Annotated in this window: 18 protein-coding genes and 3 tRNA genes; 1 reads left to right on the forward strand and 20 read right to left on the reverse strand. The window is 65.8% G+C overall.

Annotation, left to right across the window (positions count from 1 at the left end; translation table 11 throughout):
* Position 1: 1 nt before the first annotated feature.
* From ACRWNM_RS08810 to rplJ, 8 genes are all read right to left on the reverse strand, one after another.
* Positions 2-1,012 carry an MCE family protein gene (locus ACRWNM_RS08810; RefSeq protein WP_431965334.1) on the reverse strand — a complete coding sequence of 337 codons (1,011 nt, stop codon included), beginning with the start codon at positions 1,010-1,012 and terminating at the stop codon, positions 2-4.
* Positions 1,012-2,088 (reverse strand): MCE family protein, encoded by a 1,077-nt coding sequence (locus ACRWNM_RS08815; protein WP_431965336.1) that lies wholly within the window; start codon positions 2,086-2,088, stop codon positions 1,012-1,014. The genes ACRWNM_RS08810 and ACRWNM_RS08815 overlap by 1 nt, the downstream gene beginning before the upstream one ends.
* On the reverse strand, positions 2,085-3,437 hold the full coding sequence (locus ACRWNM_RS08820) for an MCE family protein (RefSeq protein ID WP_431965338.1): 1,353 nt from the start codon (positions 3,435-3,437) through the stop codon (positions 2,085-2,087). Before ACRWNM_RS08820 ends, ACRWNM_RS08815 begins: the two co-directional genes overlap by 4 nt.
* A 105-nt stretch (positions 3,438-3,542) precedes the next feature.
* Positions 3,543-4,307 (reverse strand): MlaE family ABC transporter permease, encoded by a 765-nt coding sequence (locus ACRWNM_RS08825; protein WP_431965413.1) that lies wholly within the window; start codon positions 4,305-4,307, stop codon positions 3,543-3,545.
* A gap of 105 nt (positions 4,308-4,412) precedes the next feature.
* Positions 4,413-5,195 (reverse strand): MlaE family ABC transporter permease, encoded by a 783-nt coding sequence (locus tag ACRWNM_RS08830; RefSeq protein WP_431965415.1) that lies wholly within the window; start codon positions 5,193-5,195, stop codon positions 4,413-4,415.
* A gap of 22 nt (positions 5,196-5,217) precedes the next feature.
* Positions 5,218-6,294, reverse strand: coding sequence for an ABC transporter ATP-binding protein (locus ACRWNM_RS08835; protein WP_431965340.1), 1,077 nt, complete (start codon positions 6,292-6,294; stop codon positions 5,218-5,220).
* A 244-nt stretch (positions 6,295-6,538) separates the two neighbouring features.
* On the reverse strand, positions 6,539-6,916 hold the full coding sequence (gene rplL, locus ACRWNM_RS08840) for a 50S ribosomal protein L7/L12 (RefSeq protein WP_067838329.1): 378 nt from the start codon (positions 6,914-6,916) through the stop codon (positions 6,539-6,541).
* 61 nt (positions 6,917-6,977) lie between these two features.
* The gene (rplJ, locus tag ACRWNM_RS08845) at positions 6,978-7,511 is read right to left on the reverse strand and encodes a 50S ribosomal protein L10 (RefSeq protein WP_357401080.1); all 534 of its coding nucleotides are present in this window, start codon (positions 7,509-7,511) and stop codon (positions 6,978-6,980) included.
* Between the two features lie 451 nt (positions 7,512-7,962).
* On the opposite strand from rplJ, the gene ACRWNM_RS08850 reads away from it, so the two are divergent.
* The gene (locus ACRWNM_RS08850; protein WP_431965343.1) at positions 7,963-9,585 is read left to right on the forward strand and encodes an MFS transporter; all 1,623 of its coding nucleotides are present in this window, start codon (positions 7,963-7,965) and stop codon (positions 9,583-9,585) included.
* Between the two features lie 55 nt (positions 9,586-9,640).
* Here ACRWNM_RS08850 and ACRWNM_RS08855 read toward each other — a convergent pair whose 3' ends face one another.
* The 12 genes from ACRWNM_RS08855 to ACRWNM_RS08910 form a co-directional block, all read right to left on the reverse strand.
* Positions 9,641-10,060, reverse strand: a complete 420-nt coding sequence (locus ACRWNM_RS08855) for a PIN domain nuclease (RefSeq protein WP_431965345.1) — start codon at positions 10,058-10,060, stop codon at positions 9,641-9,643.
* Positions 10,051-10,257 (reverse strand): hypothetical protein, encoded by a 207-nt coding sequence (locus tag ACRWNM_RS08860; protein WP_431965347.1) that lies wholly within the window; start codon positions 10,255-10,257, stop codon positions 10,051-10,053. The genes ACRWNM_RS08855 and ACRWNM_RS08860 overlap by 10 nt, the downstream gene beginning before the upstream one ends.
* Before the next feature lie 101 nt (positions 10,258-10,358).
* A complete protein-coding gene (locus ACRWNM_RS08865; protein ID WP_431965349.1) occupies positions 10,359-10,913 on the reverse strand; it encodes an NADPH-dependent FMN reductase in 555 nt (184 codons plus the stop codon).
* Positions 10,914-11,064: 151 nt separating this feature from the next.
* Positions 11,065-11,778 carry a 50S ribosomal protein L1 gene (gene rplA / locus ACRWNM_RS08870; RefSeq protein ID WP_354998921.1) on the reverse strand — a complete coding sequence of 238 codons (714 nt, stop codon included), beginning with the start codon at positions 11,776-11,778 and terminating at the stop codon, positions 11,065-11,067.
* Between the two features lie 103 nt (positions 11,779-11,881).
* The gene (gene rplK, locus ACRWNM_RS08875; RefSeq protein WP_431965351.1) at positions 11,882-12,316 is read right to left on the reverse strand and encodes a 50S ribosomal protein L11; all 435 of its coding nucleotides are present in this window, start codon (positions 12,314-12,316) and stop codon (positions 11,882-11,884) included.
* Between the two features lie 246 nt (positions 12,317-12,562).
* Complete coding sequence (gene nusG, locus ACRWNM_RS08880; protein ID WP_431965417.1) at positions 12,563-13,336, reverse strand: transcription termination/antitermination protein NusG; 774 nt, start codon at positions 13,334-13,336, stop codon at positions 12,563-12,565.
* 116 nt (positions 13,337-13,452) lie between these two features.
* The gene (gene secE, locus ACRWNM_RS08885; RefSeq protein ID WP_431965353.1) at positions 13,453-13,854 is read right to left on the reverse strand and encodes a preprotein translocase subunit SecE; all 402 of its coding nucleotides are present in this window, start codon (positions 13,852-13,854) and stop codon (positions 13,453-13,455) included.
* 108 nt (positions 13,855-13,962) lie between these two features.
* Positions 13,963-14,035: transfer RNA gene (locus ACRWNM_RS08890), tRNA-Trp, on the reverse strand.
* 239 nt (positions 14,036-14,274) lie between these two features.
* Entirely contained in the window at positions 14,275-15,342 is a 1,068-nt protein-coding gene (locus ACRWNM_RS08895; protein WP_431965419.1) for a fused (3R)-hydroxyacyl-ACP dehydratase subunits HadA/HadB, read from the reverse strand.
* A 184-nt stretch (positions 15,343-15,526) separates the two neighbouring features.
* Entirely contained in the window at positions 15,527-15,697 is a 171-nt protein-coding gene (rpmG, locus tag ACRWNM_RS08900) for a 50S ribosomal protein L33 (RefSeq protein ID WP_378686333.1), read from the reverse strand.
* Between the two features lie 41 nt (positions 15,698-15,738).
* Positions 15,739-15,814, reverse strand: a tRNA-Met gene (locus tag ACRWNM_RS08905).
* An 84-nt stretch (positions 15,815-15,898) separates the two neighbouring features.
* Positions 15,899-15,971: transfer RNA gene (locus tag ACRWNM_RS08910), tRNA-Thr, on the reverse strand.
* Positions 15,972-16,682 lie beyond the last annotated feature (711 nt).

Genomic DNA, 16,682 nt, shown 5'->3' on the forward strand with positions numbered 1-16,682 from the left:
GTCAGTTACCTCCCATGTTCCGTACCGGATCCCGGTAGCCGGGGATCTCCGGCAGCGCGGGCGGCAGCAGATTGACGATCACCGCGTCGAACCACCGGCCGGTGCCGAGCACGTTCGCGTACAGGCCGTAGAAGGGGCCCGCCAGCTCCAGCGTCTTGGAGATGTTCTGCTGGTTGTCGTTCAGCAGGTCGATCGCGGCGGCCAGGTTGGTCAGCGCGGGACCGATCTGCTCGGAGTTGTCGGCGACCAGCGCGCTCAGCTCGGCGGACACCGTCTTGGCTCCGGTGAGCAGCTGGCGGATGGCCTGCTGGCGGATGTTCAGCTCGGCGAGCAGCTGACCGCCGGAGGCGAGCAGCCGCTCGAACTCGGCGTTACGGTCGGCGAGCACCTCGGTGGTCTGCCGCGTCGCCTTGAACAGCCGCTTGAGTTCCTCGTCGCGCTTGGCCAGCGTCTCCGAGAGCCGCGCGACGCCGTCGATGGAGCCGCGGATCTCCGGCGGAGTGGTCGCGAACGCCTCGGCGAGCACCCGCATGCTGGTGGCCAGCTGGGCGGTGTCGATGTCCTCGATGTTCGCCGCCGCGTCCGAGAAGGCGTCGATCACGTCGTAGGGAGACACGGTGCGCGACAACGGAATCGGCGTGGCCGGATCGGCGGGGCGGGAGCCGCGCGGGTCGAGGGCCAGGTACTTCTGGCCGAGCAGCGTCTTGATCTGGATGGAGGCGGTGGTCTCGTTGCCGATCCAGGCGTCCTTGGTGCGGAAGTCGACGATCACTCGATCGCCGTCCAGGCGGACGTCGGAGACCGAACCCACCTTCACGCCCGCGATGCGGACCTCGTTGCCCTTCTTCAGGCCCGCGGCCTCGGAGAACTCGGCGCTGTACTTGGTGCCCGCCCCGATGATCGGCAGCCGGTCCAGGGAGAACGCCGACATCGTCACCAGCACCACCATGGCCAAGCCGAGCACGCCGAGGAAGACCGGGCTGCGCTTGCCTAGGAGGATCCGATCGTCCATCAGCGGGCCTTCCCGTGGCAGCGCGGCGCGGCGTTCGTGTACAGCGGCTGGTTGATCGTCGGCAGGCCCGCGGGCAGGTTGAGCTGCGGCGCGTCCACCGCGCCCGGGCCGACCACGATGTCGATGCCGCACAGGTAGAACTGGAACCAGGAGCCGTAACTGCCCACCCGCCCGAGCTTTTCCATCTTCACCGGCAGCGTGGCCAGCGCCAGGTTCACCTCGTCGGAGCGTTCGTTCAGTGTCCCGGTGAGCTGGTTCAGGCCCGCGATCGTGCCCTGCAGCGAGGGCCGGGTGGGGACGAGCAGATCCGAGGTCGCCGTGGCCAGGTTGCCCAGCGAGCTGATCGAGCGGCCGACGGTCTCGCGTTCGGCGGCCAGCCCGGATACCAGCGCCTCGGTGTTGATGATGAGCTGGTCGAACTGGTCGTCGCGCTCGTTGATCGTCTCCAGCACGGCGGTCAGGTTCTTCACCAGCTCGCCGATCACCGCGTCCTTGTCGGCGATCTTGTTGGTCAGGCTCGCGGTGCTGACCACCAGGTCGTGGATGGTGCCCTGCTCGCCCTGGAAGACCTGGATGATCTCGTAGGACAGCTTGTTCACGTCCTCGGCGGTCAGCGTGCGGAACAGCGGACGGAAGCCGTTGAACAGCGTGGTCAGGTTCAGCGCGGGCCGGGTCCGGTCCAGCGGGATGGTGCCGCCCTCGTTGAGCTTGCGCCCCTGCTCACCGGTGCCCTGCTCCAGCGCGATGTAGCGCTGGCCGACCAGGTTGCGGTACCGGATCGTGGCCGTGGTCGAGGCGGGCAGCCAATCGCGGTCGGTGAGTTCGAATTTCACCTCGGCCATCCGCTTGTCGACGATCGAGATGCCGGTGACCTTGCCGACCCGCACACCCGCGATCCGCACCTCGTCACCCGGGTTCAGCGAGGTGACGTCGGTGAACCGCGCCTTGAACAGCGTGCCGCCGCCGGTGTAGTTGGCGATCGACAGACCGAGCAGCGTGGTCACGAACAGCGTCACGACCACGAAGACGATCAGTTTGGTCAGCGGCCCGCCGAGGCCGCGCAGCTTTTCCTTCATCGCACGCTCACCTCGCTGCCTCGGAAGGCGGGCGCCCCGATCCTGGTCACCCAGCTCGGCACCTCTTCGGGCGCAACACCCTGCGCCGCACCGTAGATCGCGCCGAGCGACTGCTGCTCGCGCGGCGAGCCTGCCAGCGTCGGCACCTGCGCGGCCGGGTACACGCCGAACTGCGGCACCGGCAGCTTGCCGCTGTCCTGATCACCGGGGTAGCGGCTCGGCACCGCGTAGGAGCCGTCGTTGTTCGGGCCGCCGGTGTACTGGCCAGGGTCCACGTTCACCGGGTATTCGGGGAGGCACCACGGGCCGCGGGTGTCCAGCCAGCGCGGCTCGTCCTGGTTGGGCAGGTACTTGCCGCGGGTGTTGGTCAGCTCGATCGTCACCCGGGAGCCCGGCCGGTCGGTGCCCATACCGAAGAGCTGGTCGATGCGCGGCTTCATCTGCGCGAAGTTGGCCAGCGCACAGGGATAGCTCGGCGAGTACACGGCCAGTTGCTCCAGCGCGGGCCGCGAATCGGCGGCCACGTCGATGATGTTGTCGCGGTTGGCCAGCAGGAAGTCGGCCAAACTCGACGACGTCGGGGTGAGCGTGGCGTACAGGGTGTCGATGTCCGAACGCCGCTGCACGATGGTGGCATTGGTGGTGCGCAGGTTGTTCAGCGCGTCGATGAGCTGCGGCGCCGCGTCGGAGTACACCGCGGCGGTCTCGGCGAAGCCGCGCAGACCCTCCTGCAGTTCCGGCAGCACGCCGTTGACGTCGCGGAAGATCGTGTCCAGCTTGTCCACGGTCTCGCCGAGTGCGAGGCCCTGACCCGACAGCGCCTGGGAGAGCGCGCCGAGGGTCGCGGCCAAGTCCTGTGGCGGAATGGACTGCAGCAGCGGAAGCAGGTCGTCGAGCAGCTTGCTGATCTCGATGGCGTTGCCGCTGGCGTCCTGGTACAGGGTGACGCCGTCGGTCAGATGCTGCGGACTCCGCTCCTCGGGGATCACCAAGTCCACGTAGCGCTCGCCGAACAGAGTCTTCGGCAGCAGCCGCGCGGTCGCGTTCACCGGGATCTGCTCGGCCTTACCGGGATCGATGGCCAGGTCGAGGGTCACCTTGCCGCCCTCGGTCCGGCTCGACCGCACCTCGCCGACCATCACCCCGCGCACCTTCACGTCCGCGTTCTTGGTCAGCGCGTTGCCGACGGTGTCGGTCACCAGATGCACGTCGACCGTCCGGACGAACTGCTTGTTGTAGATCGCGACGGTCGTCCACAGGAACAGCCCGACGATCACGAAGAACGCGATGCCCAGCAGCCGCACCCGAGTCTTCTCGGTGGACCGCCACGCCTGAGTTCCGCTACTCATGCCTCAGCCCCCGCGGGTCGGCTTGCGTGTTGTCATCGGCGGGACCAGCGCCTGATCCGCACGGCGAAAGCCGAGCGCCGGCGAGGTGTCGCCGTGCGGATCGCTTCATCCGGCGACCCGCACCGTCGTGGTCGTTCCCCAGATCGCGAGGCTGAGGAAGAAGTCGAGCACGTTCACCAGCACGATCGCGGCGCGCACCGCGCGACCCACCGCGACGCCGACGCCCGCGGGCCCGCCGGTGGCGGTGAAGCCGTAGTAGCAGTGCACCAGGATGATCACGAACGCGAATATCAGCACCTTGAGGAACGAATAGAGCACGTCCTCGGGTGGCAGGAACAGGCTGAAGTAGTGGTCGTAGGAACCACTCGACTGGCCGTTGAACCAGATGCTGATCGAGCGCGACGCGAAGTAGGCGCCGAGCAGGCCGACGATGTAGAGCGGGATGACCGCGACGAATCCGGCGATCACCCGGGTGGTCACCAGGAACGGTACGCCGGGCACCGCCATCACCTCGAGCGCGTCGATCTCCTCGGAGATACGCATGGCGCCGAGCTGCGCGGTGAAGCCACAGCCCACCGTCGCGGAGAGCGCCAATGCCGCCACCAACGGGGCGATTTCGCGAGTGTTGATGTAGGCGGTGAGGAAGCCGGTGAGCACGGAACTGCCCAGCGCGTCGAGCGCCTTGAAGCCCTGCAGGCCGACGACGACGCCGACCGAACCGGACATGAAGACGATGACGCCGATGGTCCCGCCGATCACCGCGAGCGCTCCGGAGCCGAAGGTCACCTCGGCGAGCAGCCGCATGACCTCCTTGCGGTAGTGCACTGCGGTGCGCGGAATCCACGCGATGGCGCGCGAGTAGAACGACATCTGCTCGCCCGCGCGGTCGATCACGTTCAGCGGTCCGCGCACGATCTGATTCGCCCGGCGGGCCGATTTGGCGAAGGCCGGGTTGCGGTAGGAGGTGGCCATCGGTCAGGCGCCCTTGGCCGGGACGACTTGCAGATAGACCAGTGTCAGAACGAGGTTGACGAAGAAGAGGACCAGGAATGTGATCACCACGGACTGGTTCACCGCGTCACCGACTCCTTTCGGCCCCCCTTTGGGATGCAGCCCCTTGTACGCGGCGATCACGCCGGCGAGCAGCCCGAAGATCGCCGCCTTGATCTCGCCGATCCACAGGTCGGGCAGCTGCGCCAGCGCCGAGAACGACGAGAGGTACGCGCCGGGCGTTCCACCCTGCAGCAGCACGTTGAAGAAATAGCCGCCCGCGATGCCCACGACCGACACCAACCCGTTGAGCAGCACGGCGACCAGCGTCATGCCGAGCACCCTCGGCACCACCAGCCGCGCCACCGGGTCGACGCCGAGCACCTCCATCGCGTCGATCTCCTCGCGAATGGTGCGGGCGCCGAGGTCGGCGGCCACCGCGGACCCGGCCGCGCCCGCGATGATCAACGCGGTCACCACCGGTGCCGCCTGCTGCACGGTGGCGAGCACGCTGGTGGCGCCCGTGAACGACTCGGCGCCGAGCTGTTTGATCAGCGAACCGGTCTGCAGCGCGACGACCGCGCCGAACGGGATGGCCACCAGCGCGCTCGGCAAGATCGAAACGCTGGCGATGAACCACGATTGCTCGATGAACTCGCGCCACTGGAAGGGTCGGCGAAACATCTTGCGCATCACATCGACGAACAACGCAAAGACGTTGCCCGCCTGGGCAAACGCCGACTCGACTGGGGTACGCACACGCGCCATGGTCGAGTTCACGGGGCGTATGTTACCCGTTAGTTGTGTTGTGGCGCACGGTTGTGTCGAAAGCGCCGCCCTCGTAGGTGCCGACGTTTTGAGCGTTGTACGACATCACTTGTGTGTCGTCGTTCTCGGCCATGGATTCGCGGATCGCGACCTGGGCCGCGTGCGGCAGGGTGTGCATGATCTCGCGCACCCGCGCCCTGCGACGCGCGACCGCCTGACGCACCGGCATGCCCGGCTGCGCCTTCATCTGCGGGATGATGCCCTCGACCTCTTCGGCGCCGCCGTGGTGATGACCCGCGTCGACCATCGCCTGCTCGCGCGCCATCTGCGCCTCGTCCTTCTCCTCGGACATGCCGATCGGACCGATCATGCGACCGTTGAGGAACTGCTTGACCACCGGCTCCTCGGAGGTCAGCAGCACCTCACGCGGACCGAACATCACCAACTGGCGGCGGAACAGCATGCCGATGTTGTCGGGCACGGTGCGCGCCAGGTTGATGTTGTGCGTGACGATCAGGATCGTCGCATCGATCTGGGCGTTGATATCGATCAGCAACTGCGACAGGTAGGACGTACGCACCGGGTCCAGACCCGAGTCGGGCTCGTCGACCAGGATGATCTGCGGATCCAGCACCAGGGCGCGAGCCAGACCGGCGCGCTTGCGCATACCGCCGGAGATCTCGCCGGGCAGCTTGCCCTCCGCACCGAGCAGACCGGTCAGCTCGAGCTTCTCCATGACGATCTTGCGGATCTCGGACTCGCTCTTCTTCGTGTGCTCACGAAGCGGGAACGCGACGTTGTCGAAGAGGTTCATCGACCCGAACAACGCGCCGTCCTGGAACAACACACCGAACAGCTTGCGGATCTCGTAGAGCTCCTTGTTGGAGCAGGTGGTGATATCGGTGCCGTCGATGTAGATCGAACCGCGCTCCGGACGCAGCAGGCCGATCAGCGACTTCAGGAACACCGACTTACCGGTACCCGACGGACCGAGTAGCGCGCTCACCTCGCCGGACGGCAAGGTCAGACTGACATCCTGCCAAATTCGCTGCGAACCGAAGGATTTGGTTACACCCTCGGTCCTGACCTCGACGCCCACGCCAACCTCCACAATTTCTCAGCGAGCAGCCCACCGGCGACCGCGCTCGGTCATCGCGGTGCGTCACGTCACAGTGGGTTCGGTCACTGTAACCCATGAGGGAGACGGGGCACACCCCAACCTGACTCCAGAGTAAGCCGAATGCGCTCGCACTTTTCCACAAATCCGCTCGCATGTCCCCGAAAAATGCGAAAACGGGCGGCCCCCCGAATTTGGGGGCCGCCCGTTCGAGTAATTCGTGGAATTACTTGACCGAAACCTTGGCGCCGGCCTCTTCCAGCTTCGCCTTGGCGGCCTCGGCGGCGTCCTTGGCGACCTTCTCCAGGATCGGCTTCGGGGCACCCTCGACCAGGTCCTTGGCTTCCTTCAGGCCCAGGCCGGAGACGATCTCGCGGACCACCTTGATGACCTGGATCTTCTTGTCGCCCGCACCCTCGAGGATGACGTCGAACTCGTCCTGCTCCTCGGCGGCCTCGGCCGGAGCGGCAGCGCCGACGGCAGCGACGGCGACCGGAGCAGCGGCGGTGACCTCGAACTTCTCCTCGAACTTCTTGACGAAGTCCGACAGCTCGAGCAGGGTCATGTTGCCGAAGGTCTCGAGCAGTTCGTCAACGTTGGCCATTGTTGTTTTCCTTTCGGTAGATGGTGTCCATGGGGGCGTGACTCACGCCGCGCACGGGGTGTTACTCGGCGGCTCCGCCTTCGGCGCGCTTCTTCTCCTCCAGCGCGGCGGCCAGGCGGGCCACCTGCGAAGCGGGAGCGTTGAAGAGGCCGGCAGCCTTGGCCAGGTTGCCCTTGAGGGCGCCGGCCAGCTTGGCCAGCAGGACCTCGCGGGTCTCCAGGTCGGCGATCTGCTCGACCTCGGCGACGGACAGCGCAGCGCCGTCCATGTAGCCGCCCTTGATGATCAGCGCCTTGTTGTCCTTGGCGAAGGTCTTGAGCGCCTTGGCCGCGTTGACCGGCTCACCCTGGATGAAGGTGATGGCGGTCGGTCCGACGAACAGGTCGTCAAGGCCCTCCACGCCCGCCTCGGCGGCGGCGCGCTTGACCAGGGTGTTCTTGGCGACGGAGTACGTGGCCTCGGCGCCGAGCGCGCGCCGCAGTTCGGTGAGCTTGCCGACCGACAGGCCACGGTATTCCGTGACGACGGTGGCGGTCGAGTTCCTGAACTGCTCCGCGATCTCCTCGACCGCGGTGACCTTCTCAGCCTTTGCCATACTTCGCCTCCTCTCTGGATGGTCGGTTCGTGTACGCGAACTACCGATCCGAGGGCCCGGCGACAAAACGAACGCCCCGGACGCAAGGCGTTCCGGGGCGCAATAGGAAAGATCAACACGAGCCGCGTGGCTCGAATCGACTCCCAGCCTCGGTTCTTCCCTGCGTGGGCCGCCGGCAATGTCGCCGGACCTTCGACCGAACCCATGCGGGATCGGCGACCAACGGTCTTCGGTAGAACGGATTGGGTAGCGATCGAACTCGTCGATAACTGACGTCCACAGTAACCGACGCGCCCCTCATCTGCCAAAACGACCCACGCTCCGTGGCGGATCGGAACCCTTCGGCAATCGAATTGTTGTGTCGCACGTCACTTTTCACCCTCGGATGTGGCGGATGTCGCGGCCAACAAGTGTTACCAAGAGTGACAGATATCTGCTTGGCTGCTGAACTATGGCAACTTCCATAGTCGATCCACCGGTGTTGCTGGAACGACGTAACCAGCGCTTCCTCGCCTTGGCCGTGATATGCCTGGCCGAACTGCTGGTCGTCCTCGACAACACCATCGTCAACGTGGCCCTCCCCTCGATCGGTGTCGAGCTGGCCACCGGGGTCAGCGGCCTGCAATGGGTCGTCGACGCGTACACCCTGACCTTCGCCGGTCTGTTGCTGGCCTTCGGCAATCTCGGCGACCGCTACGGCCGACGAAAAGTGATGGCCATCGGCCTGATCGGCGTCGCGGTCATGTCCGTCGGTGGCGCACTGTCGGATTCGATGGGCGCCGTCATCACCGCCCGCGCAGCCATGGGCGTGTTCGCCGCGGCCGTCTTCCCCGCCACCCTCGCCCTGATCATCAACATCTTCACCGACCGAAGGGAGCGGGCGCTGGCCATCGCCGCGTGGACGGCCATGGCGGGCTTCGCGATCGCCATCGGCCCGATCTCCGGCGGCTGGCTGCTCGAACACTTCAGCTGGCATTCGGTGTTCTGGATCAACGTGCCCGTGGCGCTGGCCGCGCTGATCGCCACCATGCTGTGGGTACCGGAATCGCGATCCGCCGAGGTCGGCAGGCTGGATCTGCCCGGTATCGCGTTGTCCATCGCGGGCATCACGCTGCTGGTCTGGTCGATCATCGAGGCGCCGCGCTACGGCTGGCTCTCGGTCACCACCCTGACCGTCGGCGCACTCGGCGTCGCGCTGCTCGCCGGATTCATCGCCTGGGAATTGCGCACCGTCGCACCGATTCTGGATATGCGATTGTTTCGTAATCGGCGATTTTCGATGCCCGCGCTGTCGATAGCGATCGGATATTTCTCGATGTTCGGCTTCCTGTTCCTGATCACCCAGTATTTCCAGGGCGTGCGCGAGTACACGCCGCTCGAATTCGGTATCGCCTCATTGCCGTTCGCGTTCTCGGTGGCGATCGGCGCGCCCGTCGCGACATTGCTCGCGCAACGGTGGGGTACCACGCCGGTGATCGTGTTCGGCCTGCTGCTCACCGGGCTCGGGCTCTACCTGGGCGGGCAGGTGACGGTGAACAGCGGCTACGTCACCGACGTGCTGCCCTCGATGGTGTCGATGGCGCTCGGCCTTGCCATCGTGCAGGGACCCGCCACCGAATCCATCATGTCCTCCTTGCCTTTGAACGAGGCCGGCGCGGGTTCCGCGGTCAACGACACCACCCGCGAGATCGGCGGCACCCTCGGCGTCGCCGTCCTCGGTTCGATCGTGGCCTCCTACTACACGACTCGCGTCGAGCCGCTACTCGATCGCGTGCCGAGCGCCCTGATGAACGAGGACCAGAAGAGCCTGGTCAAGGCCAGCCCGCTCAGCGTGCTGGAAATCCGCAAACGCGAACTCCCCGCGTTCCTCGAATCGCAGCGCGAAAACCTCATCACCGCAATGAAATCCGCCGCCCTCCAAGGCTCCCACGCCGCATCCCTCGTCGCCGCGGGCGCGGTCGTGGTCTGCGCACTCATCGTCGCCCTCGTCCTCCCCTGGGGCGCCCAGAGCGGCGAGTCGATCCTCCTTGGCTGGCGCAAATCCGCCGAATCAACCGACGACCAGCCGGAATAAGCGCGCTCACCGGTCCAGAACGACGGCCGGTTGCAGCCGACACTGCAGCCGGCCGTTACACCGATCCAGCAGGAACAACCCAGGATGTCGGCTGACCCGTATGAGAGGCGATGGTGTCGAAATCGTTGTCGTAGTGCAGCACCGTCAGCCGATGCGTCTCCGCGGTCACCGCCACGACGAGGCCGGCGATCGAGGCGGACCGATGCTGAGCTTTGTCCGTCAGCAGGGACTGCAACTCCGACGCCTGCATCCAGAGATCCTCGGGGGTGTCCACCCATTCGAGTGATTCGTGCAGGACGCCTCGGATGCGGGCTCGGTCATCGGCATTGCGCGCCGAGTACAGCATCTCCAACTCGGTGACGCCGCAGATATGAACCAGGGCGCGATCCATCAACGGAACCAACACATCTCGGACTGGGGCCAGGTGCAATCGCGCCAGCGCGCTCTTGTCTGCAAGGTACCGCGTCACCCCCACAGGCGATCCTCGACGTCTGGCTCCAGCAGCGCCGCGAAAGCACCATCCTCGGCGAGACTCACCAACTTGCGGACCGAGTCGATCCGAATTACCTCACGAAATGCGGCATCAATGGTGTCGCGGAGCGTCTCGGTACCGAGGATCTCCTTCGCACGATCCAACTTCGCCATATCTACGTCTACGCTGGTCTTCGCCACGGCTGACCCTCCTTATATCTGATACAAGGGTAGCTCGATATCCATCCGATGACCAGGAAGATGTCCGCGCGACGCTATCGGTATCGCGAGTAGCCAGGGTGTCAGCGGGCAACGTGGGTATGGCGGGCGAGCGCATCGAGGGCCGTTAGGGCGCCGTCTCGAAAGGCTTGGCCGGTGACGAGGCCGTCGGAGTCGATGTCCGCCGACAAGACCGGGTGCCGGACGCAGGCAGCGGTGACTACGTCGGCGCCGACGTAGCCGAGGACGCTCGACAACGTTGCGGTGGCGCCGTCGCCGCGGCCCGGTGCCGCGACGGTGAGCCAGGCGGTGGGCTTTTCGTGGAGGTCGGCGGTGCCGACGGTCCAGTCGAGCAGGTTCTTCAGGCTGCCGGGGAGGGTGCCCGCGTATTCGGGGGTCGAGATCAAGACCGCGTCGGCCCAGGCCAGGTCGTTTCGCAGGTCGACGACCTGTGGATAAGCTGCGGGGTCCGCGCCTGGCACGAAGGCTGGCAGTTCCAGTAAGCCTGTGTAGCAGCGAGTTTCGACGCTGTCCGGTGCAAGGGCGTGGACGGTACGCAGCGCCGCGGTGTTGGTGGAGCCGTCGCGGGTGCTTCCGGAGATCAACAGAATCCTGGTCACGTCGGATGCAACCAGCAAAGCCGGTGGCTTACTCCGCGCGGGTTCGCTCGACTTGCTCACCGCGACGGGTTCCGCCGCTACTCGCGAACAGGCCGGAAATGCGCCGAGGGCGGGAACGCGGATGCGTTCCCGCCCTCGGCGGTGACGAGGCGTGAGACCTCGGTGCTGCTTACGCGTCCTCTTCGAGGAGGTTGCGGGTGCGGTTCGGGTCCACCGGGATGCCCGGTCCGGTGTTCGTCGAGACCGTCACCTTCTTGACGTAGCGGCCCTTGGCGGTCGACGGCTTGGCACGCAGGATCTCGTCCAGCGCGGCGCCGTAGTTCTCCACCAGCTTGGCCTCTTCGAAGGAGGCCTTGCCGATCACGAAGTGCAGGTTGGCCTGCTTGTCGACGCGGAAGTTGATCTTGCCGCCCTTGATGTCGTTGACGGCCTTGGTCACATCGGGGGTGACCGTGCCCGTCTTCGGGTTCGGCATCAGACCGCGCGGGCCGAGGACACGCGCGATGCGGCCGACCTTGGCCATCTGGTCCGGGGTGGCGATCGCGGCGTCGAAGTCCAGCCAGCCGCCCTGGATCCGCTCGATCAGGTCCTCGGCGCCGACGGCGTCCGCACCGGCGGCCTCGGCCTCGGCGGCCTTGTCGCCCACCGCGAACACGATGACGCGGGCGGTCTTACCGGTGCCGTGCGGCAGGTTGACGGTGCCACGGACCATCTGGTCGGCCTTGCGGGGGTCCACACCGAGACGAACGGCGACCTCGACGGTCGCGTCGGTCTTGGTGGTGGCGGTCTCCTTCGCCAGGCGCGCGGCGGCCAGCGGCGAGTACAGCTTGGTGCGATCGACCTTCTCGGCCGCGGCGAGATACGCCTTGCTTCGCTTTGCCATGTTTCTCTGTCCTTAAAGTTTCTTGGTTCAGAAGTGGTTTCCGGGTCTGGCCGACCCTCCCACCGAGTTCAGCGGCCCTGCGTCCGACTGAGGTTCGCTTCGCTCAGGCCTCGACGGTGATACCCATCGAGCGCGCGGTGCCCGCGATGATCTTCGCCGCCGCGTCCAGGTCGTTGGCGTTGAGATCTTCCATCTTGGTCTTGGCGATCTCGCGAACCTGGTCCATGGTCACCTTGGCGACCTTGGTGCGGTGCGGCTCGGCCGAGCCCTTCTGCACACCGGCGGCCTTGAGCAGCAGCCTGGCGGCGGGCGGGGTCTTCAGCTTGAAGTCGAAGGTGCGGTCTTCGTATACGGAGATCTCGACCGGGATGACGTTGCCACGCTGCGACTCGGTCGCCGCGTTGTACGCCTTGCAGAACTCCATGATGTTGACGCCGTGCTGACCGAGGGCGGGACCAACGGGCGGAGCCGGGTTCGCCGCGCCGGCCTGGATCTGCAGCTTGATGATCCCGGCGAGCTTCTTCTTCTTGGGGGGCATCTTTCTTCCTTGGTTTCGGGTCCTTACGGTTGCCGTAAGCCTGTCGCGGGCTTGGCCCGCAGCCGGGCACGCGGCCCGGCGCTCGCGAACGAATCCGGCTGACGCTGTTCGGATCCGCACACGAACCCATACACCTTACCGGGGGGCGTGCCCTCGTCCTTCGAGTGGGGCCGGTTGCCCGCGCCGAACCGGTCGGACGCGCTCCGCCCTCGGTCCCCGGAGGCCGGGGCGAGGGCGGAGATGGAACTAAATCTTGGCGACCTGGGTGAACGCCAGCTCGACTGGCGTCTCGCGACCGAAGATCGAGACGAGCACCTTGAGCTTCTGCTGCTCGGCGTTGACCTCGGAGATGCTGGCGGGCAGCGTCGCGAACGGGCCGTCCATGACGGTGACCGACTCGCCGACCTCGAAGTCGACCTCGATGACCGGCTTCGGAGCCACCTCGGCGGCGCTCTCGGCGGTCGCGGCGGCAGCGGCGGCCGGGGCCTTCTTCTGCTGAGACGCCGGGACCAGGAACTTCACTACATCGTCGATGGACAGCGGCGACGGCCGCGAGGTGGCACCGACGAACCCGGTGACACCGGGGGTGTTGCGCACCGCACCCCACGACTCGTCGTTCAGCTCCATGCGGACCAGGATGTAGCCGGGCAGCACCTTGCGGTTGACGTGCTTGCGCTGGCCGTTCTTGATCTCGGTGACCTCTTCGGTCGGCACCTCGACCTGGAAGATGTACTCCTCGAGGTCCAGGTTCTGAACGCGGGTCTCGAGGTTGGCCTTCACCTTGTTCTCGTAACCGGCGTAGGAGTGGATGACGTACCAGTCACCGGGGGCACGCCGCAGCGCGGCCTTCATCTCGGCGACCGGATCGGCCGGTTCGGCATCGATCGGGGTAGCGGGTGCGGATTCCTCGACCACAGACTCTTCGACGGCCGCGGCGTCTTCCGCCTCGTTCTCGGCGGGCTCCACCACCGCGTCGTCGACCGGGAACTCGTCGTTAATGTCGTTCTCCGGGGTGCTCACTGGGGCACTCGCTTCCTGTGTCGTCACGTACATCCTCTGCGTGCCGGGCCGGGCGCGGCGGAATACTCCCGCCGGTCCGCCCCCGGGATCGGCAACCGGCGTCGGCGTCGTAATAACTAGCCGAACAGCCAGTCGACACCCTTGACGAACGCCAGATCCATCCCGCTGATGAACGCGACCATGAAGACCACGAACACCAGAACAACGCTCGTATAGGTGACCATCTGCTTCCGGTTGGGCCAGATCACCTTGCGCAGTTCCGCGATGACCTCTCGCAGGAACTTGATCAAACGCTTGAGCGGATTGCCCGCTCCTTCGCGCTTGGCCTTTCCGGCAGTCTTGTCCTTCTTCGGCGACGTCCGGTCGATCGTGGCGATCGAGCCGGTGTCGACCGACGACGAGCCCGAGCGGGTACGCCGCGCGGACCGCTTACCGCTCGGCCTGCTCACCGCGGCGGTGTCGTCGCCGTCGTCGGCCGCATGCGCGCCGCCGTGGCGAGTATCCCGCTCGTCGCTCACGCCATCTCCTCGCTTCGCTCGGATCCGGCGTGCACGATGCGCGCTGTGCAAATAACTCGCTCGCTACGCTCGCTCACGTCGATCCTCTCTCGTCGCTGGCTTCAAGGGCAGGGGCGACAGGACTTGAACCTGCAACCTGCGGTTTTGGAGACCGCTGCTCTGCCAATTGAGCTACGCCCCTTCGGTTGGACGGTGGAACTCGTTGTCCAACCACTGTGCTTTATTCAGTTGTCGCGCTGGTTTCACACAACACGCGCGCTGCTTCGGCGGTTGCCGGCTCCCTGGGCAGTCCTTCGGAGATCATCCTCCGGACCGCCTGGAACCAGCCCCACAGAGCAGCGCGCAGCGGCTGGTGAACCCCAGAGACCTGAGTGTACGTTACCGCCTAGGCCAATAGCCAATCAGGGTCGATCGACCAGGTCAGGCCAGCTGCACGGTGGCCGTCGCGCGGCCGAAGATCTTCTTGCCCGCCGACTTCGCCACGATGGCGACGACCGCGGTCCGAGTCTCCGGATCCATGGACTTCACCTTACCCGTGTACTCGATTTCGGCCGCCTCGTCGGAACCGACGTAGACCGGGCTGGTGAAGCGGACGTTGTACTCCTTGACCGCGCCGGGATCGCCCAGCCACGAGGTGACGAAACCGCCGCCGAGGCCCATCGTGAGCATGCCGTGCGCGACCACGTTGTCCAGGCCGACGAGCTTGACGACGTCGTCGCTCCAGTGGATGGGGTTGGCGTCGCCCGAGACGCCCGCGTAGTTGACCAGGTCGCCGCGGGTGAGGCGGACGATGCGCGTGGGCAGTTCGTCGCCGACGGCGACGTCTTCGAAATCGACCGCGTGCTTGCTCGGCGCGATCTCCGGGATGACGGTGATCGGGGCAGGCGGCTCGGTCTGCGCCGCGGTGCGCGGGTGGTGGTCCGGCACCTCCTCGCCGATGCCGTGCATGAGGACGTTGCGGACGGCGTCGGTGAGGTTGGGATCGATGTCGGCGCCGCTGCGGCCGACGAGCGTGGTGTAGGTGGTGAGCACCAGCTCGTCGTCCTGCGCGGTGACGATGTTCTTGGTGACGATGATGTCGCCGCCGAAGGCCTGCCGGAAGGAGTGCAGGTAGACGTCGCAGGTCAGCTGGTCGCCGACCCGGATGGGCCGGTGGAATTCCAGGATCTGATCGGTCTGCATGATCTGGCTGAGGTCGTAGCCGGTGACGATCTGCTCGAAGAGCTTGCGCTGGGCGAGAATACCGACCAGGGAGATGAAAGTGAGGGGCGCGAGCAGCCCGTCGTAGCCGTATTCGGCGGCGACGTCCTCGTCCCAGTGCACCGGGTGGTAGTCCTGCACGGCGCGGGCATATTCGCGGACCTTCTCGCGGCCGACTTCGTAGTAGTCGTCGACGCGGTAGTGGTGACCGACCATGGCCGCGGCATGGGCGGCGGGATCGAGATCCGCCTCGCTCGCCTGGACCGCTTCTTCTGTACCGGTGTTGATTGTCACGGGAGGACTGTACCTATCTGACCCCGCAGGGGTCGGCGGAGCGTTCACCACCGCAACCGACCCGTAGAAAGCGCTCAGGGCCGGACATGAGTCCGGCCCTGCACAGCTTCACGGTTCCGAGATCCCGGGATCAATGTCCCGGTTGCCCTTCACGCGGCAGTTTCACGCGTGGGTGAGATCAGCGGGATTCTTTGTGCGCCCGGTGCGTGCCGCAGTTCGGGCAGAACTTCTTCAGCTCCAGCCGGTCCGGGTCGTTGCGCCGGTTCTTCTTGGTGATGTAGTTGCGGTGCTTGCACTGCTCGCAGGCCAAGGTGATCTTTGGCCGGACATCGGTGGACTTCGCGGCCACGACTTTCCTTCTTTCCGGTACCTGATGGGCGTAATCGGTTTTGGTAGCGATGGCCGGACTTGAACCGGCGACACAACGATTATGAGTCGTTTGCTCTACCGACTGAGCTACACCGCCACGGCGTCGCATTGCAGTGGTGTGCGCGCCCAGCCCCACAACCGTGGGTGCAATGCCGAGTCGGTCACCACCGGCAATCCGGCGAGCCCCCTAACGGAATCGAACCGTTGACCTTTTCCTTACCATGGAAACGCTCTGCCGACTGAGCTAAGGGGGCATGACTACTTTCGCACCGTGGTCCAGCTTCTCGACCCCGGAGCGGCGAAGTCTTGAACGAGATTACACACCCAACGCTCACAGTTCCAAACCGTGAGGTCAGAGCGTTTTTTTCGGCGCGCACAACAGCGCGGAAAACACGCTCCGCGACCACGCCTCACGCAGGAGGCCAACATCGAGCAAAAGCCGACTCGCCCCCCCAGTCGTCCCGAGCCCGCGCCAGCACCTTCCCGCCGACGACCAGCGATCAGCGCCTCCGCTGAAATCCGCAACGCACGGCTCCACGTACCTGCCTTCGAGCCGGTTGCCAGTCAAGCCCCCACGACCGCCAGAAGCACGGCACAGATTCGAAAAGCATCGAAGATCACACCCGAACCGCAGGGCCCGACCATCCGAGAGCCGACACCTCGACCGATCTCCACCTGGATCACCCCCGGGCATAGGCCAGATCAGACAGCGCAATTGTCGGTCACCACGACGCGAGCGCACCGGCACCCGAAGGCTGGAGGCTGGCGATCCAAGTCATCGACCCGCGCCGCCCCACCGACCAACCCTGAAGAGATACGTCCCTCCAGATCGAACAGACCTCAAAACAAGACCAAATCCCCAACCGCAACATCCCCACGAAACGCAACCACTGCAAGGGGGGTCCGGGGGGCGAAGCCCCGCCGGGCGGGGCGTGGGGGGGGGGGGGCCCACAAAAAAAAAAAAA

Origin of the sequence: Nocardia sp. bgisy134, assembly GCF_965341865.1 — a bacterium.
Taxonomy (GTDB): domain Bacteria; phylum Actinomycetota; class Actinomycetes; order Mycobacteriales; family Mycobacteriaceae; genus Nocardia.